Annotated in this window: 21 protein-coding genes; 10 read left to right on the top strand and 11 right to left on the bottom strand. The window is 63.2% G+C overall.

The features are described 5' to 3' along the window. Positions 1–36 precede the first annotated feature (36 nt). From bamA to rpsB, 9 genes are all read right to left on the bottom strand, one after another. Positions 37–2,400 (bottom strand): outer membrane protein assembly factor BamA, encoded by a 2,364-nt coding sequence (bamA, locus tag GEV39_RS05295; RefSeq protein WP_173887791.1) that lies wholly within the window; start codon positions 2,398–2,400, stop codon positions 37–39. A 73-nt stretch (positions 2,401–2,473) separates the two neighbouring features. Then, on the bottom strand, positions 2,474–3,826 hold the full coding sequence (rseP, locus tag GEV39_RS05290) for an RIP metalloprotease RseP (RefSeq protein WP_173887790.1): 1,353 nt from the start codon (positions 3,824–3,826) through the stop codon (positions 2,474–2,476). A 71-nt stretch (positions 3,827–3,897) separates the two neighbouring features. Next, positions 3,898–5,088, bottom strand: a complete 1,191-nt coding sequence (gene ispC / locus GEV39_RS05285; protein WP_173887789.1) for a 1-deoxy-D-xylulose-5-phosphate reductoisomerase — start codon at positions 5,086–5,088, stop codon at positions 3,898–3,900. After that, positions 5,085–5,900 (bottom strand): phosphatidate cytidylyltransferase, encoded by an 816-nt coding sequence (locus tag GEV39_RS05280; RefSeq protein ID WP_173887788.1) that lies wholly within the window; start codon positions 5,898–5,900, stop codon positions 5,085–5,087. The genes ispC and GEV39_RS05280 overlap by 4 nt, the downstream gene beginning before the upstream one ends. Next, positions 5,900–6,655, bottom strand: a complete 756-nt coding sequence (uppS, locus tag GEV39_RS05275) for a polyprenyl diphosphate synthase (RefSeq protein ID WP_173887787.1) — start codon at positions 6,653–6,655, stop codon at positions 5,900–5,902. The genes GEV39_RS05280 and uppS overlap by 1 nt, the downstream gene beginning before the upstream one ends. 15 nt (positions 6,656–6,670) lie before the next feature. Next, positions 6,671–7,228, bottom strand: coding sequence for a ribosome recycling factor (gene frr / locus GEV39_RS05270; RefSeq protein ID WP_054911714.1), 558 nt, complete (start codon positions 7,226–7,228; stop codon positions 6,671–6,673). Next, positions 7,225–7,968 (bottom strand): UMP kinase, encoded by a 744-nt coding sequence (gene pyrH / locus GEV39_RS05265; protein WP_009686950.1) that lies wholly within the window; start codon positions 7,966–7,968, stop codon positions 7,225–7,227. Before pyrH ends, frr begins: the two co-directional genes overlap by 4 nt. A 178-nt stretch (positions 7,969–8,146) precedes the next feature. After that, positions 8,147–9,010 carry a translation elongation factor Ts gene (tsf, locus tag GEV39_RS05260; protein WP_009686951.1) on the bottom strand — a complete coding sequence of 288 codons (864 nt, stop codon included), beginning with the start codon at positions 9,008–9,010 and terminating at the stop codon, positions 8,147–8,149. A 185-nt stretch (positions 9,011–9,195) separates the two neighbouring features. Continuing rightward, positions 9,196–9,933 carry a 30S ribosomal protein S2 gene (gene rpsB, locus GEV39_RS05255; protein WP_003252287.1) on the bottom strand — a complete coding sequence of 246 codons (738 nt, stop codon included), beginning with the start codon at positions 9,931–9,933 and terminating at the stop codon, positions 9,196–9,198. Between the two features lie 437 nt (positions 9,934–10,370). Between rpsB and map the strand changes: the two genes are divergently transcribed. From map to dapC, 3 genes are read left to right on the top strand one after another with little or no spacing between them, the layout of a single operon-like run. After that, the gene (gene map / locus GEV39_RS05250) at positions 10,371–11,153 is read left to right on the top strand and encodes a type I methionyl aminopeptidase (protein ID WP_009686955.1); all 783 of its coding nucleotides are present in this window, start codon (positions 10,371–10,373) and stop codon (positions 11,151–11,153) included. A 32-nt stretch (positions 11,154–11,185) separates the two neighbouring features. Further along, entirely contained in the window at positions 11,186–13,888 is a 2,703-nt protein-coding gene (locus GEV39_RS05245) for a [protein-PII] uridylyltransferase (RefSeq protein ID WP_173887786.1), read from the top strand. Positions 13,889–13,918: 30 nt separating this feature from the next. After that, positions 13,919–15,115, top strand: coding sequence for a succinyldiaminopimelate transaminase (dapC, locus tag GEV39_RS05240; RefSeq protein WP_173887785.1), 1,197 nt, complete (start codon positions 13,919–13,921; stop codon positions 15,113–15,115). 714 nt (positions 15,116–15,829) lie between these two features. Here the strand turns inward: dapC and GEV39_RS05235 are convergent. Next, entirely contained in the window at positions 15,830–17,476 is a 1,647-nt protein-coding gene (locus tag GEV39_RS05235; protein WP_173887784.1) for a Na+/H+ antiporter, read from the bottom strand. 304 nt (positions 17,477–17,780) lie between these two features. Between GEV39_RS05235 and GEV39_RS05230 the strand changes: the two genes are divergently transcribed. The 4 genes from GEV39_RS05230 (at position 17,781) to GEV39_RS05215 (ending at position 20,888) form a co-directional block, all read left to right on the top strand. Next, positions 17,781–18,128 (top strand): ArsC family reductase, encoded by a 348-nt coding sequence (locus tag GEV39_RS05230; protein WP_173891655.1) that lies wholly within the window; start codon positions 17,781–17,783, stop codon positions 18,126–18,128. 31 nt (positions 18,129–18,159) lie between these two features. Next, positions 18,160–19,194 carry a 2,3,4,5-tetrahydropyridine-2,6-dicarboxylate N-succinyltransferase gene (dapD, locus tag GEV39_RS05225; RefSeq protein WP_009686960.1) on the top strand — a complete coding sequence of 345 codons (1,035 nt, stop codon included), beginning with the start codon at positions 18,160–18,162 and terminating at the stop codon, positions 19,192–19,194. Positions 19,195–19,275: 81 nt separating this feature from the next. Further along, the gene (locus GEV39_RS05220; RefSeq protein WP_173887783.1) at positions 19,276–20,481 is read left to right on the top strand and encodes a cysteine desulfurase; all 1,206 of its coding nucleotides are present in this window, start codon (positions 19,276–19,278) and stop codon (positions 20,479–20,481) included. After that, complete coding sequence (locus tag GEV39_RS05215) at positions 20,478–20,888, top strand: SufE family protein (RefSeq protein ID WP_173887782.1); 411 nt, start codon at positions 20,478–20,480, stop codon at positions 20,886–20,888. Before GEV39_RS05220 ends, GEV39_RS05215 begins: the two co-directional genes overlap by 4 nt. 72 nt (positions 20,889–20,960) lie before the next feature. On the opposite strand, the gene tcdA is transcribed toward GEV39_RS05215, so the two are convergent. Beyond that, positions 20,961–21,770, bottom strand: a complete 810-nt coding sequence (gene tcdA / locus GEV39_RS05210; RefSeq protein ID WP_009686964.1) for a tRNA cyclic N6-threonylcarbamoyladenosine(37) synthase TcdA — start codon at positions 21,768–21,770, stop codon at positions 20,961–20,963. Between the two features lie 119 nt (positions 21,771–21,889). Here tcdA and GEV39_RS05205 point away from each other — a divergent pair, with 119 nt between their 5' ends. From GEV39_RS05205 to GEV39_RS05195, 3 genes are all read left to right on the top strand, one after another. Further along, positions 21,890–24,481 (top strand): glycosyltransferase, encoded by a 2,592-nt coding sequence (locus GEV39_RS05205; RefSeq protein ID WP_173887781.1) that lies wholly within the window; start codon positions 21,890–21,892, stop codon positions 24,479–24,481. Positions 24,482–24,575: 94 nt separating this feature from the next. Beyond that, positions 24,576–25,727, top strand: coding sequence for a succinyl-diaminopimelate desuccinylase (gene dapE / locus GEV39_RS05200; RefSeq protein ID WP_173887780.1), 1,152 nt, complete (start codon positions 24,576–24,578; stop codon positions 25,725–25,727). Next, positions 25,727–26,539 carry a putative RNA methyltransferase gene (locus GEV39_RS05195; protein WP_054890077.1) on the top strand — a complete coding sequence of 271 codons (813 nt, stop codon included), beginning with the start codon at positions 25,727–25,729 and terminating at the stop codon, positions 26,537–26,539. The genes dapE and GEV39_RS05195 overlap by 1 nt, the downstream gene beginning before the upstream one ends. The last annotated feature ends 8 nt before the right edge of the window (positions 26,540–26,547 follow it).

The following is a 26,547-nucleotide window of genomic DNA, read 5'->3' as shown; positions in this document are numbered from 1 at the left end:
CCTGGATAAACCGTTGTCGTTAAGCAAGGGCCGACCTTAGAAGGTCTGGCCCAGAGAGAATTGGAACACCTGGGTATCGGCATCGTCCGGTTTCTTGACCGGCATTGCCAGGCTGAAGCTCAGCGGGCCCAGTGCAGTAATCCAGGTCACGCCCAGGCCGACCGAACTGGCCATGCCCGAGAAGCCGACCTTCTCGCAATCAGGCTTGCTGCCGCAATTGGTGTCGAACACGTTACCCACATCCCAGAACACGGAGGTGCGCAGCGAACGCTGATCCTTGACGAACGGCAGCGGGAACAGCAATTCGACGCCACCTTGCACCAGCACGTTACCACCGAACGGCAACGGATCCTGATCCGGGTCGGCGATGGTACCGGGCTTGCCACCTGGGTTGCCTTCACCGCGGCTTGGGGTACTACGTGGGCCCAGGCTGCTGTCCTTGAAGCCACGCACGGAGTTGAAGCCACCCGCGAAGTAGTTCTCGTAGAACGGCAGGCCGGAGGTGCTGCCATAACCATCACCATAGCCCAGCTCGGTGTGCAGGCGCAGGGTGTAGTCGTTGGTAATCGGCTTGAACAGTTGGCCACGGTAGTCGAGTTTGAAGAACGACAGGTCGCTGCCCGGAATGGTCGACTCCAGGGTCAGGCTTTGCGAGTGACCACGGGTCGCCAGCACGCCTTTGTTCAAGGTCGACTCGGACCAGCCGATCGACGCCTTGAAGTTGAGGAAGTTGTCGCCCTCCTGGTCGAGGAAGTCGAAGATCTCGTCAACGGTGTACTTGCCGGTCTTGATCTTGTCCTGCTGCACGCTCAGGCCGTAGGTCAGGCGCGAGGTTTCGCTGATCGGGTAACCCAGGCTCACACCTGCACCAAGGCTGTCCACCGCGTAGCTGGCCACGTCGACATCGAGGTCATCGTAGTTGGTGCTGCGGTAGAAGGCGTTGTAGCCCAGGCTCACGCCGTCGGCAGTGAAGTAGGGGTCCACGAAACCAAAGTTGTAGCGGGTCTGGTATTCCGAACGGGTCAAGCCGATGGATACCTTGTTACCGGTACCGAGGAAGTTGCTCTGGCTGATCGAACCACCCAGGATCAGGCCCGCGCTCTGGGCGAAACCGACGCTGGCGGTGATCGAACCGGAGGCTTGCTCCTCCACGCTGTAGTTGACGTCGACCTGGTCATCGGTGCCTGGCACCGGTGGGGTCTCGACGTTGACTTCCTTGAAGAAGCCCAGGCGCTCGAGGCGAGTCTTGGACTGGTCGATCAAGTAGGTCGACGCCCACCCGCCTTCCATCTGGCGCATTTCGCGACGCAGCACTTCGTCTTCGGTCTTGGTGTTGCCGCGGTAGTTGATGCGGTTGACGTAGGCACGCTTGCCCGGGTCGACCACGAACATGATGTCAACCGTGTGGTCCTGTTCGTTTGGCTGTGGCACGCCGTTGACGTTGGCGAAGGTGTAGCCCTCGTTGCCCAGGCGGCGGGTGATCAGCTCGGACGTGGTGGTCATCACCTTGCGCGAGAATACCTGGCCGGGCTGCACCAGCAGCAGCGACTTGACCTGGTCTTCCGGCACCTTGAGGTCACCGGACAGCTTCACGTCGCGAACGGTGTACTTCTCGCCTTCATTGATGTTGACGGTGATGTAGACGTGCTTCTTGTCCGGAGTGATCGACACCTGGGTGGAGGCAATGTCCATGTTGATGTAGCCGCGGTCCAAGTAGTAGGAACGCAGGCGCTCAAGGTCGCCGGACAGCTTTTCGCGGGCGTACTTGTCGTCGTTCTTGAAGAACGACAGCCAGTTGGTGGTTTTCAGCTCGAACAACTGGCCCAGGGTTTCGTCATCGAACACGTTGTTGCCGACGATGTTGATGTGCTGGATGGCCGCGACCGTGCCTTCGTTGATCTTGATCTTCAGTGCCACGCGGTTGCGCGGCTGTGGCACCACCTCGGCGTCGACCTCGGCCGAGTAGCGGCCCTGGGCCACGTACTGGCGCTGCAGTTCGTTACGCACGCCTTCAAGGGTGGCACGCTGGAAGATCTCGCCTTCGGCCAGGCCGGATTGCTTCAGGCCTTTCATCAGGTCATCGGTGCTGATCGCCTTGTTGCCTTCGATCTCGATGCTCGACACCGACGGGCGCTCGACCACGTTGATGATCAGCACATTGCCATCGCGGTTCAACTGGATGTCCTGGAAGAACCCGGTCTTGAACAGGGAACGGGTCGAGTCCACCAGGCGGCGGTCATCAGCCTGGTCACCGACGTTCAGCGGCAAGGCCCCGAACACGCTGCCGGCGGATACCCGCTGCAGGCCGTTGACGCGAATATCGGAGATGGTGAAGGACTCGGCGTGAACTTCAGCGATCATCAGTGCGGACATGACCGCAGTTAGCAGCAGACGTTTCATGAAGTCCTTTTATTCCAACTGGCAATAAACAACCCGCCGTGAAAAAACGGCGGGTTCGCAATTGAGCGAAGCTTTATAGTCGACCCAGATCGTTGATCAGGGCGAGCAACATCACCCCTATGACCAAACTGATACCGATCTGGACCCCCCAACCTTGCACCCGATCCGACAGCGGACGACCGCGCGCCCACTCGACCAGATAAAACAGCAAATGCCCCCCATCGAGTACCGGGATGGGCAGCAGGTTAAGAACCCCCAGGCTTATGCTCAGGTAGGCGAGGAAATTCAGGAAATCCCCGATGCCGGACTGGGCTGAAGCGCCCGCCACTTTAGCAATGGTTATCGGTCCACTCAAGTTTTTTACCGAGAGCTCCCCGAACAGCATTTTCTTCAGCGATTCGAGGGTCAGGACACTCATGTTCCAGGTGCGTGACAAGCCCTCGCCCACCGCCTCCAGCGGGCCATAGCTGACTTCGCGAAGCATGCTGGCAGGCCATTCGCCACCTTTGACCCCGGCGCCCAGGTATCCGGCAACGGCCTTGCCCTCGCCCTTGTGGGCCAGGACCACCGGCACGTCGAGGGCAGCACCGTCGCGCTCCACGCGGACCTGCACCTTGGCGTCCGGGCGGGCACGTACACTGTCGACCACCTGCTGCCATTCGGTCACGGCAACGTCATCGACCGCCAGCAGCTTGTCACCACTCTTGAGGCCCGCAGCGGCAGCCGGCCCTTTCGGGTCGATCTCGGCCAACACCGGCGCAATCGCCGGGCGCCATGGGTGCAGCCCAAGGGACTGGATCGGGTCTGGCTCATCGGCGCCTTTCAACCAGCTGTCCAGCTTGACCTGCAACTGGCGCTCGGCACTGGCGCCATCGTCGCGCACGCCAACCTGCAAGGTGCCGCTCTCGCCCAGGCGCCGCACCAACTGCAGGTTGACCGAGGCCCAACCGCTGGTCGGCTTGCCGTCCACAGAGACGATTTCCTGACCTGCGGCCAGCCCGGCCGACGCCGCCAGGCTACCGGCATCGACGCTACCAATGACCGGGCGAACCTGTTGGGTACCCAGCATCGCCAGCAGCCAGAAGAACACGATTGCCAGCAGGAAGTTGGCGATCGGGCCGGCCGCGACAATGGCGATACGCTGGCCTACCGGCTTGCGGTTGAACGACTGGCCGAGCAACGCCGGCGGCACATCACCTTCGCGCTCGTCGAGCATCTTCACGTAGCCGCCCAGCGGGATCGCCGCCACGACGAACTCGGTGCCATGGCGGTCATGCCAGCGCAGCAGCGGCGTGCCGAAGCCCACCGAAAAACGCAGCACCTTCACGCCACAGCGGCGCGCGACCCAGAAGTGGCCGAATTCATGAAAGGTCACCAGCACCCCCAGGGCCACGAGGGTGCCGATAATCATGTAGAGCGCTGTCATGTCCATCTCCGAATGATATTCAGCGGGGCGGGGCAATACCCTGCCCCCTCACGCACCGTAGCGAGCCTGCATCAGCGGCCGTGGCGACGCAGCCACTCACGGGAAAGCTCCCGGGCCCGCTGGTCGGCGGCGAATACCGCATCCAGGGAAGGCAGGGGCACCACAGGTTCCTGCTCGAGTACCTGTTCGATCATACCCGCGATCTCCGGGAAGCGAATACGCCGCTCGAGAAATGCTTGCACCGCCACTTCGTTGGCGGCATTGAGCACGGCGGGGGCACTGTTGCCGGCTTCGGCAGCCTGCCGCGCGAGGCGCAGGCAAGGGAAGCGTTGTTCGTCGGGCGCCTGGAAATCCAGACGAGCGACGGCGAACAGGTCCAGCGGCGCCACCCCGGAGTCGATCCGCTCGGGCCAGGCCAGGGCGTTGGCGATCGGGGTACGCATGTCGGGGTTGCCCAGCTGCGCGAGGACCGAGCCATCCACGTAGTCGACCAGCGAGTGGATCACGCTCTGCGGGTGCACCACCACTTCGACCTTGGCCGGCGCAGCATCGAACAGCCAACAGGCTTCGATCAGCTCCAGCCCTTTGTTCATCATGCTGGCCGAATCCACGGAGATCTTGCGCCCCATCGACCAGTTAGGGTGCGCACAGGCTTGCTCCGGGGTCACCCCCATCAGCGCTTCGATGGGCGTTTCACGGAATGGGCCACCGGAAGCCGTCAGCAGGATCCGCCGCACCCCCACGGCACTCAGGCCGCGGGCATAGTCGCCAGGCATGCACTGGAAGATAGCGTTGTGCTCGCTGTCGATTGGCAGCAGCACCGCGCCATGGCGCTGCACGGCGTCCATGAACAGGGCCCCCGACATCACCAGCGCTTCCTTGTTGGCGAGTAGGACCTTCTTGCCCGCCTCGACAGCCGCCAAGGTGGGCCGCAAGCCGGCAGCCCCGACGATCGCCGCCATCACGGCGTCCACTTCGCTTGCCGACGCCACCTGGCACAGCCCGGCGTCGCCTTCTAGCACCTCGGTCGCACAACCGGCTGCCGCCAGCCCTGCACGCAACCGCATGGCCGCCTCGCTGCTCGGCACCACGGCGAACGCCGGGCGGTGGCGCACGCACAGGGCCAGCAGTTCGTCGACACGTGAATAGCCGCTGAGGGCGAACGCCTGGTAGCGATCAGGGTGCCGGGCAATCACGTCCAAGGTGCTCAGGCCGATGGAGCCGGTGGCACCGAGCACGGTGATACGTTGCGGGCGAGTCACATGACACCCCATTCGGCAGCCCACAACAACACGGCAAAGATCGGGATCGCCGCCGTCAGGCTGTCGATGCGGTCGAGCACACCGCCGTGGCCGGGAAGCAGGTTGCTGCTGTCCTTGATGCCGGAGCGGCGCTTGAACATGCTCTCGGTCAGGTCACCGACCACCGAGGCCATCACCAGCAGCGCAGCACCCAGCAAGCCCAGCAGCACCTGACCAACGCCCCAGTCGCGGCTTATGCCCACCCCCAGGGTGATCAGCAAGCTGACCGCCAGGCCGCCATACACGCCTTCCCAGCTCTTGCCGGGGCTGACCTGCGGAGCCAGCTTGCGCTTGCCGAATGCACGACCAGAGAAGTACGCGCCGATGTCGGCAGCCCACACCAGCACCATGACCGAGAGAATCAGCCAGTTGCCCAGCGGCCAGTGCTTGAGCAGCACCAACCCCTGCCAGGCGGGCAGCAACACCAGCAGCCCTATCAGCAGCCGGCAGGCAGCACTGGCCCACAACTCGCTGCTGCGTGGATAGGTCAGCACCAGCCAGGTCGCCAACCCCCACCAGATCACTGCGGCGCCGAGCACCCAGGGGGCCAGTTCCGGCAGGATGTACAGCAGCATCAGCGCCCCGGCCACCACCAAGGCGTAGGCAATGCGCATTGGCTGGGCCATCAGGCCGGCCAGGCGCGCCCACTCCCAGGCACCGAGGGTCACTACGAAGCCGATGAACAGGGCAAAATCCCCACCGTTGAGCAGGAAGAAACCACCCAGCGCAATCGGCAGCAGGATCAGCGCGGTAATGATGCGTTGTTTAAGCATTAAGCACGAGCTCCAGCCTCGACCTGCTCGCTGGTCTTACCGAAGCGGCGCTGGCGCGAAGCGAAATCGGCCAGGGCATTACGCATGGCCTCGTGTTTGAAGTCCGGCCAGTACAGGTCGGAGAAATACAGCTCGGCATATGCCAGCTGCCACAGCAGGAAATTGCTGATGCGATGCTCGCCACCGGTGCGGATGCACAGGTCCGGCAACGGCAGTTCACCGGTTGCCAGGCACGTCTGCAGCAGGCCAGGAGTGATGTCGTCCGGGCGCAGGTGCCCGGCTTGCACTTCCCGCGCCAGCCGTTGCGCGGCCTGGGCAATGTCCCACTGGCCGCCGTAGTTGGCAGCGATTTGCAGGATGAAGCGGTTGTTGCCGGCGGTCAGCGCCTCGGCCTCACGCATGGCAGCCTGCAGCTCCGGGTGGAACCGCGAGCGGTCACCGATGATGCGCAGGCTGATATTGTTTTCGTTCAGGCGCTTGGCCTCACGGCGCAGGGCCGAGAAGAAAAGTTCCATCAGCGCACCGACTTCTTCGGCCGGGCGCTGCCAGTTTTCACTGGAGAAGGCGAACAGGGTCAGCACCTCGACCCCGGACTGGGCACAGACTTCGATGACCGCGCGAACGGCGTCGACACCCGCCTTGTGCCCGGCCACGCCGGGCAGCAGGCGTTTTTTTGCCCAGCGGTTGTTGCCGTCCATGATGATCGCGACATGACGCGGCACCGAGGACGGCACCGCTGGCTTGGTCTTTTCCATTAAAAAACCCCGGCCTCAGACGGCCATCAGGTCCTTTTCCTTGGCCTTGAAGGCAGCATCGACCTCGGCAACGAACTTGTCGGTCAGCTTCTGGATGTCATCAGCGGCGCGACGCTCTTCGTCTTCGCTGATTTCCTTGTCCTTGGTCAGCTTCTTCAGGTCGGCCAGGGCGTCGCGGCGCACGTTGCGCACGGCTACCTTGGCGTCTTCGGCAACAGCGCTGGCCTGCTTGGTATAGCCCTTGCGGGTTTCTTCGGTCAGGGCCGGCATCGGTACGCGAATGGTGGTACCGGCGCTGGACGGGTTCAGGCCCAGGTCAGAGGTGAGGATGGCTTTTTCGATAGCCGCGCTGAGGTTCTTGTCGTGGGCGACGATCTTCAGCGTGCGGGCATCTTCGACGGTGATTGCAGCCACCTGGTTCAGCGGCATCTCGCTGCCCCAGGCAGTAACCTTGACGGTATCCAGGATGCTTGGGTGAGCGCGCCCCGTACGGATGGCCGCCAGGTTGCGAGCCAGGGCCTCGAGAGACTTGGTCATGCGCTCCTGCGCGTCTTTCTTGATGTCGTTGATCATTTCTGGACTTCCTCGATCAGGGTTCCTTCCGCGCCGCCATGCACGATGTTCAGCAGGGCGCCGGGCTTGTTCATGTTGAAGACGCGCAGCGGCATCTTGTGGTCGCGGCATAGGCAAATTGCCGTGAGATCCATTACCCCCAGCTTGCGATCCAGCACTTCATCGTAGGTCAGATGATCGAACTTCTCGGCATGCGGGTCCTTGAATGGATCTGCAGTGTATACACCATCGACCTTGGTTGCCTTCAATACCACGTCGGCATCGATTTCGATGGCGCGCAGGCAAGCGGCAGAGTCGGTGGTGAAGAACGGGTTGCCAGTACCGGCGGCGAAAATCACGACTTCCTTGGCGTTGAGGTGACGCATGGCTTTGCGGCGGTCGTAATGATCGGTGACACCCACCATGGAGATCGCCGACATGACGATGGCAGTGATGTTCGCCCGCTCCAGCGCGTCGCGCATGGCCAGGGCATTCATCACGGTGGCCAGCATCCCCATGTGGTCGCCGGTAACACGGTCCATGCCGGCTGCACTGAGCGCCGCGCCACGGAACAGGTTGCCACCACCGATCACCAGGCCTACCTGAACACCGATACCGACCAGTTGGCCGACTTCCAGCGCCATGCGATCCAGGACCTTGGGGTCGATCCCGAACTCTTCCGAGCCCATCAGGGCCTCGCCGCTAAGTTTGAGTAGAATGCGTTTATAGCGAGCCTGATGACCACTGCCCTGCTGAGCCATTGCGAATCTCTCCTGCGGCGTTTGTAAAATTCTGGCGGGCTGCTTGAGCCTGCTTGTAACTGTAACGTGACGCAACGGTTGCGTCCGCGAACAGCGGTTTCTGTAAACCGCTCCCGCTTTGACAAAGAGGCTGCGCGCGTGAGCGGGCAGCCTCTTTGGGGCGACAGACGGGGCTGTCTTACTGCTTGGCAGCAGCTACCTGAGCGGCAACTTCAGCAGCGAAGTCGTCGACTGGCTTCTCGATGCCCTCGCCTACTTTGAAGTAGGTGAAGGAAACGATTTCAGCACCGGCTTTCTTGGCCAGCTCGCCAACTTTGACTTCCGGGTTCATGACGAAAGCCTGCTCTTTCAGCGACGCTTCAGCCTTGAACTTGGTGATACGGCCGTTGATCATGTTCTCAACGATGTTCTCTGGCTTGCCGGCGATCTTGTCAGCGTTCAGCTGCAGGAACACGCCCTTCTCACGCTCGATGGCCTCGGCGGAGATTTCCGACGAATCCAGGAACTCAGGGTTCGACGCAGCCACGTGCATGGCGATGTTCTTGGCCAGCTCGACGTCGCCGCCGTTCAGGACAACAACGGCACCGATCTTGTTGCCGTGCAGGTAGGCACCGACAACGTCACCCTCAACGCGCACCAGGCGGCGGATGTTGACGTTCTCGCCGCACTTGGCGACCAAGGCTTCACGAGCAGCTTCACGCGAAGCGATCAGCGGCGCAGCGTCGGTCAGCTTCTGGGCGAAGGCTTCTTCGAGGCTTTCAGCAACGAAGTTCTTGAAGTCGTCTTGCAGGGCCAGGAAGTCGGTCTGCGAGTTCACTTCCAGCAGAACGGCGGATTTACCGTCGGTCTTGACCGCGATAGCGCCTTCAGCAGCGACGTTGCCAGCCTTTTTGGCGGCCTTGATGGCGCCCGAGGCACGCATGTCGTCAATGGCTTTTTCGATGTCGCCGCCGGCCTTTTCCAGGGCCTTTTTGCAATCCATCATGCCTTCGCCGGTACGCTCGCGCAGTTCTTTGACCAGCGCTGCAGTAATTGCTGCCATTTCAAAATCCTCTTGGAAAGTTTTTCAACCATTCCACCCGTTGGTCACGGGCGTTAAATTCTGCAAATCCGCTGCTTGTGTTCCAGCAGGCCCATGATGCGGGGCCGATGCTGACAGCAGGATTTCAAGGTGGCAAAAAGGGGGCAGAGCCCCCTTTTCGCGTGCCAAGTAGACGCTAGCGCCTATTACTCAGCAGCAGGTGCAGCCGCTTCTTCAGCGTAGACTTCAGTGCCGCCGGCAACGTTGTTGCGGCCGCGGATGACAGCGTCAGCCATCGAAGTCATGTACAGCTCGATAGCGCGAATGGCGTCATCGTTACCTGGGATGATGTAGTCAACACCTTCCGGGCTGCTGTTGGTATCGACAACGCCGATAACCGGGATACCCAGTTTGTTGGCTTCGGTGATCGCGATGCGCTCGTGATCAACGTCGATAACGAACAGAGCGTCTGGCAGACCACCCATGTCCTTGATGCCGCCCAGGCTGCGATCCAGTTTTTCCAGGTCGCGGGAGCGCATCAGGGCTTCTTTCTTGGTCAGCTTGGCGAAAGTGCCATCTTCGGCCTGGGTTTCCAGGTCGCGCAGACGCTTGATCGAGGCGCGGATGGTTTTGTAGTTGGTCAGCATGCCGCCCAACCAACGGTGGTCAACGTATGGCGAACCGCAACGAGCAGCTTGCTCGGCGACGATCTTGCCGGCGGAACGCTTGGTGCCGACGAACAGGATCTTGTTCTTGCCCTGGGCCAGGCGCTCTACGAACGACAGAGCGTCGTTGAACATTGGCAGGGTTTTTTCCAGGTTGACGATGTGGATCTTGTTACGCGCGCCGAAAATGTACTTGCCCATTTTCGGGTTCCAGTAACGGGTCTGGTGGCCGAAGTGCACACCGGCCTTCAGCATATCGCGCATGTTGACTTGGGACATGATAGTTCCTTGATAAGTCGGGTTGGGCCTCCACGTATCCCAATGACCAACCCGCGAATTCTGCAACTCGGGGCACCCAGGTCATCGTGTCGACACGTGTGTGGGTTAAATGCTGACGGGGTCGTGCCCGAAAGCGGCGCATGTTATACCACAGACCGCGGGCAAACGGAACCCGGTGGAGGCAGCTGCAAGCTGCAAGCTGCAAGCTGCAAGCAAAAGCAAAAGCAAAAGCAAAAAGCAAAAAGCAAAAAGCAGCCGACGCACGATCCGCTTCTTCTTGTAGCTTGCCGCTTGCCGCTTGCCGCTTGCCGCTTGCCACTTGCCACTTGCCACTTGCCACTTGCCACTTGCCACTTGCAGCTTGCACCCTGACGCTCTGATAGAATAAGCCCTTTCCCGTTTGTTCGCGCCGTGCACGGCGCCGTAGAGAGCCTGTAATGACCGTTACCATCAAGACCGCAGAAGACATCGAAAAGATGCGCATCGCTGGCCGCCTGGCTGCCGAAGTGCTGGAAATGATCGAGGAACACGTCAAGCCCGGCGTCACCACCGAAGCGCTGGACCGCCTGTGCCACGACTACATCGTCAATGTTCAGCAGGCCATCCCGGCGCCGCTCAACTACAAAGGCTACCCGAAGTCGATCTGCACCTCGATCAACCATGTGGTCTGCCACGGCATCCCCAATGACAAGCCGCTCAAGGACGGTGACACGCTGAACATCGACGTCACCGTGATCAAGGACGGCTACCACGGCGATACCAGCCGCATGTTCCACGTCGGCACCGTGCCAGCATGGGCAGAGCGCCTGTCCAAGGTGACCCAGGAATGCATGTACAAGGCCATTGAACTGGTCAAGCCGGGGTGCCGCCTGGGCGACATCGGTGAAGTGATCCAGAAGCACGCCGAAAAGAACGGCTTCTCGGTGGTGCGTGAATTCTGCGGGCACGGCATCGGCAAGGTGTTCCACGAAGAACCGCAGATCCTCCACTACGGCCGCGCAGGCACGGGCATGGAACTGAAAGAAGGCATGACCTTCACCATCGAGCCCATGATCAACCAGGGCAAGGCTGACACCAAGGTGCTGGGCGACGGCTGGACCGCCATCACCAAGGACCGCAAGCTCTCGGCCCAGTGGGAGCACACCCTGGTGGTGACTGCGACCGGCTACGAGATCTTCACCCTGCGCAAGGACGACACGATCCCGCGCACCTCGGCCTGATCCCGGCCAACCCACGACAGGAACGTGACGCGATGCCCCAGGTGGACCCCGAACTGTTCGACCGCGGCCAGTTCCAGGCGGAACTGGCCCTCAAAGCGAGCCCTATCGCCGCTTTCAAGAAAGCCATCCGCCTGGCCGGCGAGGTGCTCGACAAGCGTTTTCGCGCCGGCGGCGACATTCGCCCGCTGATCGAGGCCCGTGCCTGGCTGGTCGACAATATCCTGCAACAGGCCTGGAACCAGTTCGACTGGGGCGACCACAGCGGCATCGCCCTGGTTGCGGTGGGTGGCTACGGGCGCGGTGAACTACACCCGCATTCGGACATCGACCTGCTGATCCTCCTGGGCGCTGCCGAGCATGAACAGTACCGCGACGCCATCGAACGGTTTCTGACCTTGCTGTGGGACATAGGCCTGGAAGTCGGCCAGAGCGTGCGTACCGTGGACGAGTGTGCCGAGCAGGCCCGCGCCGACCTTACGGTGATCACCAACCTGATGGAAAGCCGCACCATTGCCGGCCCGGAGCCGTTGCGCCAACGCATGCTGGACGTGACCAGCACCGCACACATGTGGCCGAGCAAGGAGTTCTTCCTGGCCAAGCGCGCCGAGCTCAAGGCCCGCCACCACAAGTACAACGACACCGAGTACAACCTGGAACCCAACGTCAAAGGGTCCCCTGGCGGCCTGCGCGATATCCAGACCGTACTGTGGGTGGCGCGCCGCCAATACGGCACCTTGAACCTGCTCGCGCTGGCTGGCGAAGGCTTCCTGCTGGAAAGCGAGAACGAACTGCTGGCCTCGTCGCAGGACTTTCTATGGAAGGTGCGTTACGCCCTGCACATGCTGGCCGGCCGCGCCGAAGACCGCCTGCTGTTCGACCACCAGCGCAGCCTGGCCGAACTGCTGGGCTACCACGACGAGAACCCCAAGCGGGCGATCGAGCAGTTCATGACCCAGTACTACCGGGTGGTGATGAGCATCAGCCAGCTGTGCGACCTGATCATCCAGCACTTCGAGGAGGTCATCCTCGCCGACGAGGACAGTGGCAGCACCCAGCCGCTGAATGCGCGCTTCCGCCTGCATGACGGCTATATCGAGGCTACCCGGCCGAACGTGTTCAAGCGCACACCGTTCGCCATGCTGGAGATGTTCGTGCTGATGGCCCAGCACCCGGAAATCAAGGGTGTACGCGCCGATACCGTGCGCCTGCTGCGCGAACACCGGCACCTGATCGACGACACGTTCCGCACCGACATCCGCAATACCAGCCTGTTCATCGAGCTGTTCAAGTGCGAGATCGGCATACACCGCAACCTGCGCCGAATGAACCGCTACGGCATCCTGGGGCGTTACCTGCCCGAGTTCGGCCTGATCGTCGGGCAGATGCAGCACGACCTGTTCCACATCTATACCGTGGATGCGCACACCCTCAACCTCATCAAACACCTGCGCAAGCTGCAGTACACACCGGTGTCCGAGAAGTTTCCGCTGGCCAGCAAGCTCATGGGGCGCCTGCCCAAACCCGAGCTGATCTACCTGGCTGGCCTGTACCACGACATCGGCAAGGGCCGCCACGGTGACCACTCGGAGCTCGGTGCGGTAGACGCGCAGAGGTTCTGCGAACGCCACCAACTGCCCGCGTGGGACAGCCGGCTGATCGTCTGGCTGGTGCTCAACCACCTGGTGATGTCTACCACCGCCCAGCGCAAGGACCTGTCCGACCCGCAGGTGATCAACGACTTCGCCCTGCACGTCGGCGACGAAACGCGCCTGGACTACCTGTACGTGCTGACCGTGGCCGATATCAATGCCACCAACCCCAGCTTGTGGAACTCGTGGCGCGCCAGCCTGTTGCGCCAGCTTTACACCGAGACCAAGCGGGCCTTGCGCCGCGGCCTGGAAAACCCGCTGGACCGCGAAGAGCAGATTCGCCAAACCCAGTCTGCGGCCCTGGACATCCTGGTGCGCGAGGGCACCGACCCGGACGACGTCGAACAATTGTGGTCGCAGCTGGGCGATGACTACTTCCTCAAGCACACTGCGGCCGACGTGGCCTGGCACAGTGATGCGATCCTGCAGCAGCCCGCCGATGGCGGCCCCCTGGTGCTGATCAAGGAAACCACCCAGCGCGAGTTCGAGGGTGGCACGCAGATCTTCATCTACGCCCCGGACCAGCACGACTTCTTTGCGGTGACGGTAGCGGCCATGTCGCAGCTGAACCTGAACATTCACGACGCGCGAATCATCACTTCCAGCAGCCAGTTCACGCTCGACACCTACATCGTGCTGGACAACGACGGTGGCTCGATTGGCGACAACCCGCAACGGGTGCGGCAGATTCGCGACGGCCTGAGCGAAGCCTTGCGCAACCCCGAAAACTACCCGACCATCATTCAGCGCCGGGTGCCCCGCCAGCTCAAGCACTTCGACTTCCCGCCACAGGTGACCATCCTCAACGATGCCCAACGGCCAGTGACCATCCTCGAGATCACGGCCCCCGACCGCCCTGGCCTGCTGGCCCGGTTGGGGCGGATTTTCCTGGAATTCGACCTGTCACTGCAGAACGCCAAGATTGCTACCCTCGGCGAACGGGTCGAGGACGTGTTCTTCATCACCGATGCCGACAACCAGCCGCTGTCCGACCCGCAACTGTGCAGCCGCCTGCAGGAGGCTATCGTGCAACAGTTGCAGGCCGGCCAAGGCAGCGACACCAGCCCCAGCCGCGTGACCATTTAACGATTAGACGATTGACGAGACCTTGCGCCGATGAACCATGCCTTGACCCAGCTTCAGCCCTACCCGTTCGAAAAGCTCCGCGCCCTGCTGGGCACCGTGAAGCCTGCGGCGAACAAACGCGCCATCGCCCTGTCGATCGGTGAGCCGAAGCACGAATCGCCGGCGTTCGTCGCCCAGGCCATGGCCGATAACCTCGACAAGCTGGCTGTCTATCCCAGCACCCTCGGCCTGCCGGCGCTGCGCCAGGCTATTGGCCAGTGGTGCGAGCAGCGGTTTGGCGTGCCCGCCGGCTGGCTCGACGCCGACCGCCATATCCTGCCGGTCAATGGCACCCGCGAGGCGCTGTTCGCCTTCACCCAGGCCGTGGTCAACCGCGCCGATGACGGCCTGGTGGTCAGCCCGAACCCGTTCTACCAGATCTATGAAGGCGCAGCCCTGCTGGCCGGTGCCACCCCGCACTACCTGCCGTGCCTGGAAGGCAATGGCTTCAATCCGGACTTCGACGCCGTGCCGGCCGATGTCTGGCAGCGCTGCCAGATCCTGTTCCTGTGCTCGCCGGGCAACCCGACCGGGGCGCTGGTGCCCATGGACACCCTGAAAAAGCTGATTGCCCTGGCCGACGAGCATGACTTCGTGATCGCCGCCGATGAGTGCTACAGCGAACTGTACTTCGACGAAGACGCCCCGCCGCCCGGCCTGTTGAGCGCTTGCGCCGAGCTGGGCCGCAGCGACTTCAAACGTTGCATGGTCTTCCACAGCCTGTCCAAGCGCTCCAACCTGCCGGGCCTGCGCTCGGGCTTCGTTGCCGGCGACGCCGACATCATCAAGCCATTCCTGCTGTACCGTACCTACCACGGCTGCGCCATGCCGGTGCAAACCCAACTGGCGAGCATCGCCGCCTGGCAGGATGAAGCGCATGTGCGTGAAAACCGCGACCAGTACCGCGCCAAATACGATGCCGTGCTGGAGATTCTGCAGCCGGTACTGGACGTACAGCGCCCGGACGGCAGCTTCTACCTGTGGGCCAAGGTGCCTGGCGACGATGCCGAGTTCACTCGTGATTTGTTCGAAGCCCAGCATGTGACGGTGGTGCCGGGGTCTTACCTTTCGCGGGAAGTGGATGGTGTGAACCCGGGTGCGGGGCGTGTCCGCATGGCCTTGGTCGCACCGTTGGCCGAGTGCATCGAGGCTGCCGAGCGCATTCGCGCGTTTCTGCAAAGCCGCTGACAGAATCGGGGGGCGGTTTGTACGCGGTTCCTGTGGGAGCGGGCGTGCCCGCGAACACCGGCGCAGCCGGTGCTAGACACCGCGTCGCCTGCTTCGCGGGCTTGCCCGCTCCCACAGGTGAATCGCGCAGGCTTTTCAAATTTTGAGAAAGACAGTTGCTCCTGCAAGTACGGCGGCAACTCCAAGCCAGCGCAGGCCCTGTGGGAGCGGGCATGCCCGCGAACACCGGCGCAGCCGGTGCCAGACACCGCGTCCCCTGCTTCGCGGGCTTGCCCGCTCCCACAGGTGAATCGCGCAGGCTTTTCAAATTTTGAGAAAGACAGTTGCTCCTGCAAGTACGGCGGCAACTCCAAGCCAGCGCAGACCCCCTGTGGGAGCGGGCATGCCCGCGAACACCGGCGCAGCCGGTGCCAGACACCGCGTCGCCTACTTCGCGGGCAAGCCCGCTCCCACAGGTGAATCGCGCAGGCTTTTCAAAATTTGAGAAAGACAGTTGCTCCTGCAAGTACGGTGGCAACTCCAAGCCAGCGCAGGCCCTGTGGGAGCGGGCATGCCCGCGAACACCGGCGCAGCCGGTGCCAGGCACCGCGTCGCCTGCTTCGCGGGCAAGCCCGCACCCACAATGAATCGCGCAGGCTTTTCAAATTTGCAGAAAGACAGTTGCTCCTACCGGGTTAGGTGAGATACCTGTTGCTGCAAGGCAGCCCCGGCGCTCTATTTGACCTGGCCCAGGTTCGCCTCGCTCATATCCAGCTCGCCCAGCACCTGCCGCACCACTTCATCGCCCACCTGGTGCTGACGATGCAAGTTGTACAGCTCCAGCCGCTGCGCCCTCAGCGCCCGCAGGCGCAAGCGGCGCTCCAGCAAATCCATCTGCTCGGCCAGTGCCTTGGCTTCGGCCGTGTCGTTGTAACTGTCCAGCTCATCCCGGTACTCTGCCATCAGGCGCGCCTTCAGTTCCGTGGCCATGGTTGCCTGGTCTGCATCCTGCGGCGCATTGCTGTCGATCACTTCCTCCGCCTCCAGGGCATGGATCGCAGCTTCTGCCGTGCGCCGCCAGGCTTCCTGCACCTCCTGTTGCAAGCGCTCGTCAGCGCTTTTGGTCACCCCGCGCAGCAACAGCGGCAAGGCGATACAGGCGCTGACCAACGACAGCAGGATCACCCCTGCCGCGATGAAAATCAGCAGGTCCCGTTCCGGGAACGCCTTGCCTGCCCCCATCAGCAACGGGACCGACATCACACCCGCCAGGGTCACTGCACCCCGTACGCCGCCGAAGGTCAGCAGCCAGCAGGAGCGTGCCGTAGGTACCAGCACCAGCGCCGGCTTACCGCGCCAGCGGCGTACCACGCCGATCGCGCGCCAGATACTCTGCACCCAGATGAAACGCAGCAGGATCAGCGCGGCAAAAATCGCCAGCACATCCAGGCAGCGGTAGGCTAGGGTAGGCCACACGGTGGTTTCGTGGCTGACCACGGCCTTGATGATGTCCGGTAACTGCAGGCCCAGCAGCAGGAAAATCAGGCCATTGAAGGCGAACTCCAGCAGCGACCAGACGCTGCGGTTGAGCAGGCGAGTGCTGGTCTGGCGTGGCAGCAGGTCGAGCCAGCTCTGCATCATGCCGGCGGCCACTGCCGACAAAATGCCCGACACGCCCAGGCGCTCGGCCAGTACATAAGCCGCGAACGGCAACAGCAGCATGAACACGACATGGGTCGCAGGGTCGTCCCAGCCCCGGGTGATCATCCACATGCGCAGGCGGCCGATCAGCCAGCTCAGGGCCACGCCCACTGCAAGGCCCCCCAGTGCTACCAGCACGAAGCTGAAGCTGGCGTCGGCCAGCGAGAAGACCCCGGTGATTGCCGCCGCCAGGGCGAACTTGAAGGTCACCAGGCCAGACGCGTCGTTCATCAGCGCCTCGCCCTGCAGCATGTGCATCAGCGGGCTGGGCAGGCGGTCCTGGGTAATGGCCGATACGGCAACGGCGTCGGTCGGCGACAACACGGCGGCCAAGGCGAAGGCCACCGGCAGCGGGATACTGGGCATCAGCCAGTGAATGAAGTAACCGGCGCCGACCACGGTAAACAGCACCAGCCCTACCGCCAGCGCCACCACAGGCCCTCGAAGGCGCCACAATTCGCGCTTGGGAATACGCCAGCCATCGGCGAACAGCAGTGGCGGCAGGAACAGGAACAGGAACAGCTCGGGGTCCAGCGCCACATGCAGGCCCAGGGTCGGCCACGCCAGCAAGGCGCCAGCGGCGATCTGCACCAGCGGCAAGGGCAGCGGAATCAGGCGACCGACCAGTTTCGACAGGCTGACCAAGGTCAACAGGATGAGGACGGTGTAGGCGGACTGCATCCGGTAAGGCTTCCTTTATAAACCAGAAACGACAACAGGGCGAAACATCGCCATTGAAACAATATGCTAGCGGTGATCGGCGCGTTGAGGCCGCTGCACGATAGTCGCAGGTGGCGGGCAAATATGTAACATGATGATACCCGGCAATCGTGCGGGCAGCAGGGTATCCATGGGAATGAGCGCAATTTCAGCATTAATCAGGCGCGCCACAGGCGTGGCGCCGCGAGGTTGCTTCCCGCATAATCCCGCGACTGAAATCGAAAAACGGAGAGGTTGGGGCAACCTGTGATCCCCAATGCACACAATGACCTACACGCTCTACGGCATCAAAGCCTGCGACACCATGAAAAAAGCGCGTACCTGGCTCGAAGACCAGTCCATCGCCTACGAATTCCACGACTACAAGACCCGAGGCATCGACCGTGACAGCCTGAACCGCTGGTGCGACGAACACGGCTGGGAAGTCATCCTCAACCGTGCCGGCACCACGTTCCGCAAGCTGGACGACGCCAGCAAGGCAGACCTCGACCAGGCCAAGGCCGTCGAGCTGATGCTGGCCCAGCCGTCGATGATCAAGCGCCCGGTGCTCGACCTTGGCGCGCGCACGTTGGTCGGCTTCAAGCCTGACCTGTACGCCGCAGCCTTCGCCTGAGCCCCTACCCTATTTCGCACGAGGTAATCACATGTCCAATACCCTGTTCAGCCTGGCCTTCGGTGTCGGCTCCCAGAACCGCCAGGGCGCCTGGCTGGAAGTGTTCTATGCACAACCCCTGCTCAACCCAAGCGCCGAACTGGTCGCCGCAGTCGCGCCTGTTCTTGGTTACCAGGGTGGCAACCAGGCCATCGCCTTCAGCAACGCCCAGGCCGCCCAACTGGCCGAAGCCGTGAAAGGCGTGGATGCCGCCCAGGCCGCGCTGCTGACCCGCCTGGCCGAAAGCCACAAGCCGCTGGTCGCCACCCTGCTGGCCGAAGACGCTGCGCTGGCTTCGACCCCAGAGGCGTACCTCAAGCTGCACCTGCTGTCGCACCGCCTGGTCAAGCCACACGGCGTAAGCCTGGCCGGCATCTTCCCGCTGCTGCCGAACGTGGCCTGGACCAACCAGGGCGCGGTCGACCTGAGCGAACTGGCCGAACTGCAACTCGAAGCACGCCTCAAAGGCGAGTTGCTGGAAGTGTTCTCGGTGGACAAGTTCCCGAAAATGACCGACTACGTGGTTCCCGCCGGCGTGCGTATCGCCGACACCGCTCGTGTGCGCCTGGGCGCCTACATTGGCGAAGGCACCACCATCATGCACGAAGGCTTCGTCAACTTTAACGCTGGCACCGAAGGCCCGGGCATGATCGAAGGCCGGGTTTCCGCTGGCGTATTCGTCGGCAAGGGCTCGGACCTGGGCGGCGGCTGCTCGACCATGGGCACCCTGTCCGGTGGCGGCAACATCGTCATCAAGGTCGGCGAAGGCTGCCTGATCGGCGCCAACGCCGGTATCGGTATCCCGCTGGGTGACCGCAACACCGTCGAAGCGGGCCTGTACATCACTGCCGGCACCAAGGTGAACCTGCTGGACGAGAACAACGAACTGGTCAAGGTGGTCAAGGCGCGTGACCTGGCAGGCCAGACCGACCTGCTGTTCCGCCGCAACTCGCTGAACGGTGCAGTGGAATGCAAGACCCACAAGTCGGCCATCGAGCTGAACGAAGCACTGCACGCCCATAACTGAGAACCTTGCACGGTTTGAGGTGTTAACATCGGGTCTGGCGCCAACACGCCAGACCCGTTTTTCATTCCAGGCCCCGCGATCATGTTCCAGCCCTCCCCCTGGCGTGCCGATTTCCCCGCCATCGACGCCCTGCAACGGCAGCACCAGACCTACCTGGACAGCGCCGCCACCACCCAGAAGCCGCAAGCCTTGCTGGATGCTCTGGGCCATTACTACGCCCATGGCGCAGCCAACGTGCACCGCGCCCAGCACTTGCCCGGTGCACTGGCGACCCAGGCCTTCGAAACCAGCCGCAACAAGGTGGCCGCCTGGCTCAACGCCGCCGATGCCCGGCAGATCGTGTTCACCCATGGCGCCACTTCGGCGTTGAACCTGCTGGCCTATGGGCTGGAACACCGCTTCGAGGCGGGCGACGAAATTGCCGTCAGCGCGCTGGAGCACCATGCCAACCTGCTGCCCTGGCAGCAACTGGCGCAGCGGCACAACCTGCGTCTGGTGGTACTGCCGCTGGACATTCACGGCCACATCGACCTGGACCAGGCCCTGCAGTTGGTTGGCCCACGCACCCGGGTACTGGCCGTTAGCCAGTTGTCCAACGTGCTGGGCACCTGGCAGCCCTTGCCTGCCCTGCTGGCCCATGCCCGTGCGCAAGGTGTGGTGACCGTGGTCGACGGTGCCCAGGGCGTGGTCCATGGGCGCCATGATGTGCAGCAGCTGGGCTGCGACTTCTATGTGTTTTCCAGCCACAAGCTGTATGGCCCGGACGGTGTCGGCGTGCTCTACGGCCGCAGCCAGGCTTTCGAGCTGCTGCGCCATTGGCAGTTTGGCGGTGAGATGGTGCAACTGGCCGACTACCATAGCGCCAGCTTCCGCCCGGCGCCGTTGGGTTTCGAAGCGGGTACCCCGCCCATTGCCGGGGTGATCGGCCTGGGCGCGACCCTTGCCTACCTGGCCAGCCTCGATAGCCACGCGGTCGCCGCCCACGAAACCAGCCTGCATCAGCAACTGCTGCGCGGCCTGGCCGACCGCGAAGGTATCCGGGTGCTGGGCACGCCACAGGCGGCGCTGGCCAGCTTCGTCATCGAAGGCGTGCACAATGCCGATATCGCCCACTTGCTCACCGAGCAGGGCATTGCCGTGCGTGCCGGGCACCACTGCGCCATGCCGCTGCTCAAGGGGCTGAGCCTGGAGGGTGCGATCCGTGTGTCGTTGGGCTTGTACAACGACAGCAGCGACCTGCAGCGCTTCTTCGACGCGCTGGACCAAGGCCTGGAGTTGTTGCGATGAGCCTGTCGGAACAGGCGCTGCAGGCGCTGGCCGCGTTTGAACAGGGCAAGGGCTGGGAACAGCGTGCTCGCTTGCTGATGCAATGGGGCGACCAGCTGGAGCCGCTGGCTGCCAGCGAAAAAACCGAGGCCAACCGGGTGCACGGTTGCGAAAGCCTGGTGTGGCTGGTGGCCGAGCAGGCCGATGGCGCATGGCGGTTCAAGGCCGGTAGCGATGCCCGTTTGTTGCGCGGGCTGCTGGCTTTGTTGCTGGTGCGGGTGCAGGGTTTGACCAGCGGTGAACTGCTGGCGCTCGACCTGCGGGGGTGGTTCAGCCAGCTGGGGCTGGAGCGCCAACTGTCGCCATCACGCAGCAACGGGCTGCATGCGGTGTTGCAGCGCATGGCAGAGCTGGTGGCCAACCGTTAATTGGCGGGGGCGCCAACATCGTCGGGGGCGCTGCGCGCCCCATCGCGACACGAGGCCGCTCCTACAGGGGATTTACACGGGCTTGACCCGCTCCGATGGCCGTCGCGCACCGGCCACCAGTTTCTCTATCGCCTTGCTCGCTGCCACCATGCCAAAGGTGGCGGTCACCATCATCACCGCGCCAAAGCCGCCGGCACAATCCAGCCGCACGCCTTCGCCAACGAAGCTTTTCTGCAGGCACACGCTGCCATCGCCCTTGGGGTAACGCAGCTGCTCACTGGAAAACACGCACGGCACGCCATAGTTGCGGCTGACATTGCGTGAGAAGTTGTAGTCACGCCGCAACGTGGAGCGGACCCGCGAGGCCAGCGGATCGTTGAAGGTCTTGTTGAGGTCGGCGATCTGGATCTGCGTGGGGTCGATCTGCCCGCCTGCCCCCCCGGTGGTGACGATGGCGATCTTGCGCCGGCGGCACCAGGCGATCAGCGCGGCCTTGGCCATGACGCTGTCGATGCAGTCGATCACGCAGTCCAGGTGTTCGGTGATGTACTCGACCATGGTGTCGCGGGTGACGAAATCGGCGACTGCATGCACCGTGCAGGCCGGGTTGATCGCCCGCAGGCGCTCGGCCATGACCTCGACCTTGGGGCGCCCCACCTGCCCTTCCAGGGCGTGGGCCTGGCGGTTGGTGTTGCTGACGCAGACATCGTCCAGGTCGAACAGGGTGATTTCGCCCACGCCACTGCGCGCCAGCGCTTCGGCCACCCACGAACCCACCCCGCCAATCCCGACTACCGCCACATGGGCCTGGCCCAGGCGTTGCAGGCCTTGGTCGCCGTACAGCCGGGCAACGCCGGCGAAGCGTGGATCTTCTGTACTCATGTTCATACCCCAAAAAACCGGCGCGCATTATATGCCAGCGAGCCCAAGGCCTGCACCGTTAGGAAATGGACTACTAACCCTGCTTTAATGTCCTATCACTTCGACAGAAATTGACGACAATGTCTTCACGTAAATTCGGCCTGAACCTGGTTGTGGTGCTGGCCATCGCTGCGTTGTTCACCGGCTTCTGGGCGCTGATCAATCGCCCGGTTTCCGCGCCCGCCTGGCCAGAACAAATCTCTGGCTTCTCGTATTCGCCGTTCCGCCTGGGTGAAAGCCCGCAAAAGGGCCAGTACCCCAGTGACGAAGAAATGCGTCAGGACCTGGAGCAACTGAGCAAACTGACCGACAGTATCCGCATCTACACCGTGGAAGGCACCCAGGCGGACATCCCACGGCTGGCCGAGGAGTTCGGCCTGCGCGTGACACTGGGCATCTGGATCAGCCCCGACCTCGAACGCAACGAGCGGGAAATTGCCACCGCCATCGAGTTGGCCAATACCTCGCGCAGCGTGGTGCGCGTAGTGGTGGGTAACGAGGCGCTGTTCCGCGAAGAAGTGACACCGGAAAACCTCATCAAGTACCTGGACAGGGTGCGTGCCGCGGTCAAGGTCCCGGTAACCACCAGTGAGCAATGGCATATCTGGAAGGAACACCCGGAGCTGGCCAGGCACGTCGACCTGATTGCCGCGCACATCCTGCCCTACTGGGAATTCGTGCCGATGAAAGACTCGGTGGAGTTCGTGCTCGACCGTGCCCGCGAGCTGAAGCAGCAGTTCCCGCGCAAGCCGCTGTTGCTGTCGGAGGTCGGCTGGCCGAGCAATGGCCGCATGCGCGGGGGGGCCGATGCCACCCAGGCCGATCAGGCCATCTACCTGCGCACCTTGGTCAACACGCTCAACCGCCGTGGCTACAACTATTTTGTCATCGAAGCCTATGACCAGCCCTGGAAGGCCAGTGACGAAGGCTCGGTAGGCGCTTACTGGGGCGTTTACAACGCCGAGCGCCAGCAGAAGTTCAACTTCGAGGGGCCCGTGGTGGCCATTCCGCAGTGGCGCGCCCTGGCGGTCGCTTCGGTAGTGCTGGCCATGATCGCGCTGATGGTGCTGTTCATCGACGGCTCGGCCTTGCGCCAACGCGGCCGGACCTTCCTGACGTTCATCACCTTCCTGTGCGGGTCGGTGCTGGTGTGGATCGCCTACGACTACAGCCAGCAATACAGCACCTGGTTCAGCCTGACCGTCGGCGTGTTGCTGGCGCTCGGCGCATTGGGGGTGTTCATCGTGCTGCTCACCGAGGCGCATGAACTGGCCGAGGCAGTGTGGATCCACAAGCGCCGCCGCGAGTTCCTGCCGGTACAGGCCGACAGCGCCTACCGGCCCAAGGTGTCGGTGCATGTACCGTGCTACAACGAGCCGCCAGAAATGGTCAAGCAGACCCTCGACGCCCTGGCCGCGCTGGACTACCCCGATTATGAAGTGCTGGTGATCGACAACAACACCAAGGACCCGGCCGTGTGGGAACCGCTCAAGGCCCATTGCGAGAAACTGGGCGAACGGTTCAAGTTCTTCCACGTCGCACCCTTGGCTGGCTTCAAGGGCGGCGCGCTGAACTACCTGATCCCGCACACCGCGCCAGACGCCGAAGTGATCGCGGTGATCGACTCGGACTACTGCGTCGACCGCAACTGGCTCAAGCACATGGTGCCGCACTTCGCCGACCCGAAAATTGCCGTGGTGCAATCGCCGCAGGACTACCGCGACCAACACGAAAGTGCATTCAAGAAGCTGTGCTACAGCGAATACAAAGGCTTCTTCCACATCGGCATGGTCACCCGCAACGACCGTGACGCGATCATTCAGCATGGCACCATGACCATGACCCGGCGCAGCGTGCTGCAAGAACTGGGCTGGGCCGAGTGGTGTATCTGCGAGGACGCCGAACTGGGCCTGCGCGTGTTCGAAAAAGGCCTGTCGGCCGCTTATGCCCACAACAGTTATGGCCAGGGCTTGATGCCCGACACGTTCATCGATTTCAAGAAACAGCGCTTCCGCTGGGCATATGGTGCCATCCAGATCATCAAACACCACGCCGGCGCCCTGCTGCGCGGCACGGGTAGCCAGCTGACGCGCGGCCAGCGCTACCACTTCCTGGCCGGCTGGCTGCCCTGGATCGCCGATGGCATGAACATTTTCTTCACCATCGGCGCGCTGCTGTGGTCGGCCGCGATGATCATCGTGCCGCATCGGGTCGACCCGCCACTGATGATTTTCGCAATCCCGCCGCTGGCGCTGTTCTTCTTCAAGGTCGGCAAGATCCTATTCCTCTACCGGCGCGCGGTGGGGGTGAACATGAAGGATGCCTTCGCGGCGGCGCTGGCAGGGCTGGCGCTGTCGCATACCATCGCCAAAGCGGTGCTGTACGGGTTCTTCACCAGCAGCATGCCGTTCATCCGCACGCCAAAGCATGCTGACAGCCATGGCTTGCTGGTGGCGATTGCCGAGGCGCGCGAAGAAGTGTTCATCATGCTGCTGTTGTGGGGCGCGGCGCTGGGTATCTACCTGGTGCAGGGGCTGCCGAGTTCGGACATGCGCTTCTGGATGGCCATGCTACTGGTGCAGTCGTTGCCGTACGTGGCCGCACTGGTGATGGCGCTGCTGTCGTCGCTGCCCAAGCCTGCGCACAAGGCTGCCGAGGCGCAGCAGGCTTGAGATGTTGGGGGCGCGTGGCGCCCCTTTCGCGACTGGTTTGCTATAAGATAACGCCCCTCAGATTTCCCCGCCTTGCCTTGCCCCGGAGTTCCCCATGACGGCCCCTGCCGAGCTCTCGCCTACCCTTCAACTGGCCTGCGACCTGATCCGTCGCCCCTCGGTCACCCCCGTCGACGCCGATTGCCAGGCGCAAATGATGAACCGCCTGGGCGCCGTGGGCTTCCAGCTCGAGCCCATGCGCATCGAAGACGTCGACAATTTCTGGGCGACCCATGGCCAGCAGGAAGGCCCGGTACTGTGCTTCGCCGGCCACACCGACGTGGTGCCCACCGGCCCCGTGCAGCAATGGCAGCATGAACCGTTCGATGCGCTGATCGACGCCGACGGCATGCTCTGCGGCCGCGGCGCAGCCGACATGAAAGGCAGCCTGGCCTGCATGGTGGTTGCCAGCGAACGCTTCGTGCAGGACTACCCCGACCACCGCGGCAAGGTCGCCTTCCTGATCACCAGCGACGAGGAAGGCCCGGCCCACCATGGCACCAAGGCTGTGGTCGAACGCCTGAAAGCACGTAACCAGCGCCTGGACTGGTGCATCGTCGGCGAACCGTCCAGCACCACCCTGCTGGGTGACGTGGTCAAGAACGGCCGCCGTGGCTCGCTGGGCGCCAAGCTGACCGTGCGCGGCAAACAGGGCCATGTGGCCTACCCGCACCTGGCGCGCAACCCCATTCACCTGGCCGCACCGGCCCTGGCGGAACTGGCAGCCGAGCACTGGGACGAAGGCAATGCATTCTTCCCGCCCACCAGCTTCCAGATCTCCAACCTCAACTCCGGCACCGGTGCCACCAACGTGGTCCCGGGCGAGCTGACTGCGCTGTTCAATTTCCGGTTCTCCACCGAGTCCACCGTCGAAGGCCTGCAGGCGCGGGTGTCGGCGATCCTCGACAAGCACGGACTGGACTGGTCGATCGACTGGGCGCTGTCAGGCCTGCCGTTCCTCACCGAGCCGGGCGAACTGCTGGATGCCGTTTCGGCCAGCATCAAAGGTGTCACCGGCCGCGACACCCAGCCGTCGACCAGCGGCGGCACGTCAGATGGCCGCTTCATCGCCACCCTGGGCACCCAGGTGGTCGAGCTGGGCCCGGTCAACGCCACCATCCACCAGGTGGACGAGCGGATTCTGGCCAGCGACCTCGACCTGCTGACCGAAATCTACTACCAGACCCTGGTCCGGTTGCTCGCCTGATGCTTGCCTGCCCCCTTTGCCAGGCGCCGCTGGCGCAAGTCGACAACGGCGTGGCCTGCCCGGCAGGCCACCGCTTTGACCGGGCCCGCCAGGGCTACCTGAACCTGCTGCCGGTGCAGCACAAGAACAGCCGTGACCCGGGTGACAACCAGGCCATGGTCGAGGCGCGTCGCGACTTCCTCGACGGCGGCCACTACGCACCGGTGGCCCAGCGCCTGGCCGAACTGGCCGCCGAGCGCCAGCCCGGTGCCTGGCTGGACATTGGCTGCGGCGAGGGCTACTACACCGCGCAGTTGGCCCAGGCCCTGCCCGCGGCCGACGGTTACGCCCTGGATATCTCCCGCGAGGCGGTCAAGCGTGCCTGCCGCCGCGCACCGGCTGTCACCTGGATGGTCGCCAGCATGGCACGGGTGCCGCTGGCCGATGCCAGCTGCCAGTTCATCGCCAGCGTATTCAGCCCGCTGGACTGGGCCGAAGCCAAACGCCTGCTCAGCCCCGGCGGTGGCCTGATGCGGGTAGGCCCGACCAGCGGCCACCTGATGGAACTGCGCGAAGTGCTCTACGATGAAGTACGCCCTTACGCCGACGACAAGCACCTTGCCCTGGTCCCCGAAGGCATGGCCCATGCCCACAGCGAGACCCTGGCGTTGCGCCTGAGCCTGGCCGCCCCCAAGGCCCGTGCCGACCTGCTGGCCATGACCCCACACGGCTGGCGCGCCAGCGCCGAAAAACGTGCACGGGTGATCGACCAGCCCGAGCCGTTCGAGGTAACGGTTTCCATGCGTTATGACTATTTTGTGCGCCAAGACTGAGCACACCC

Source organism: Pseudomonas sp. NY5710 (genome assembly GCF_013305665.1).
Taxonomy (GTDB): Bacteria; Pseudomonadota; Gammaproteobacteria; order Pseudomonadales; family Pseudomonadaceae; genus Aquipseudomonas; species Aquipseudomonas juntendi.
Note: the sequence above shows the minus strand (reverse complement) of the source record. Positions and strands in the feature narration are given on the sequence as shown.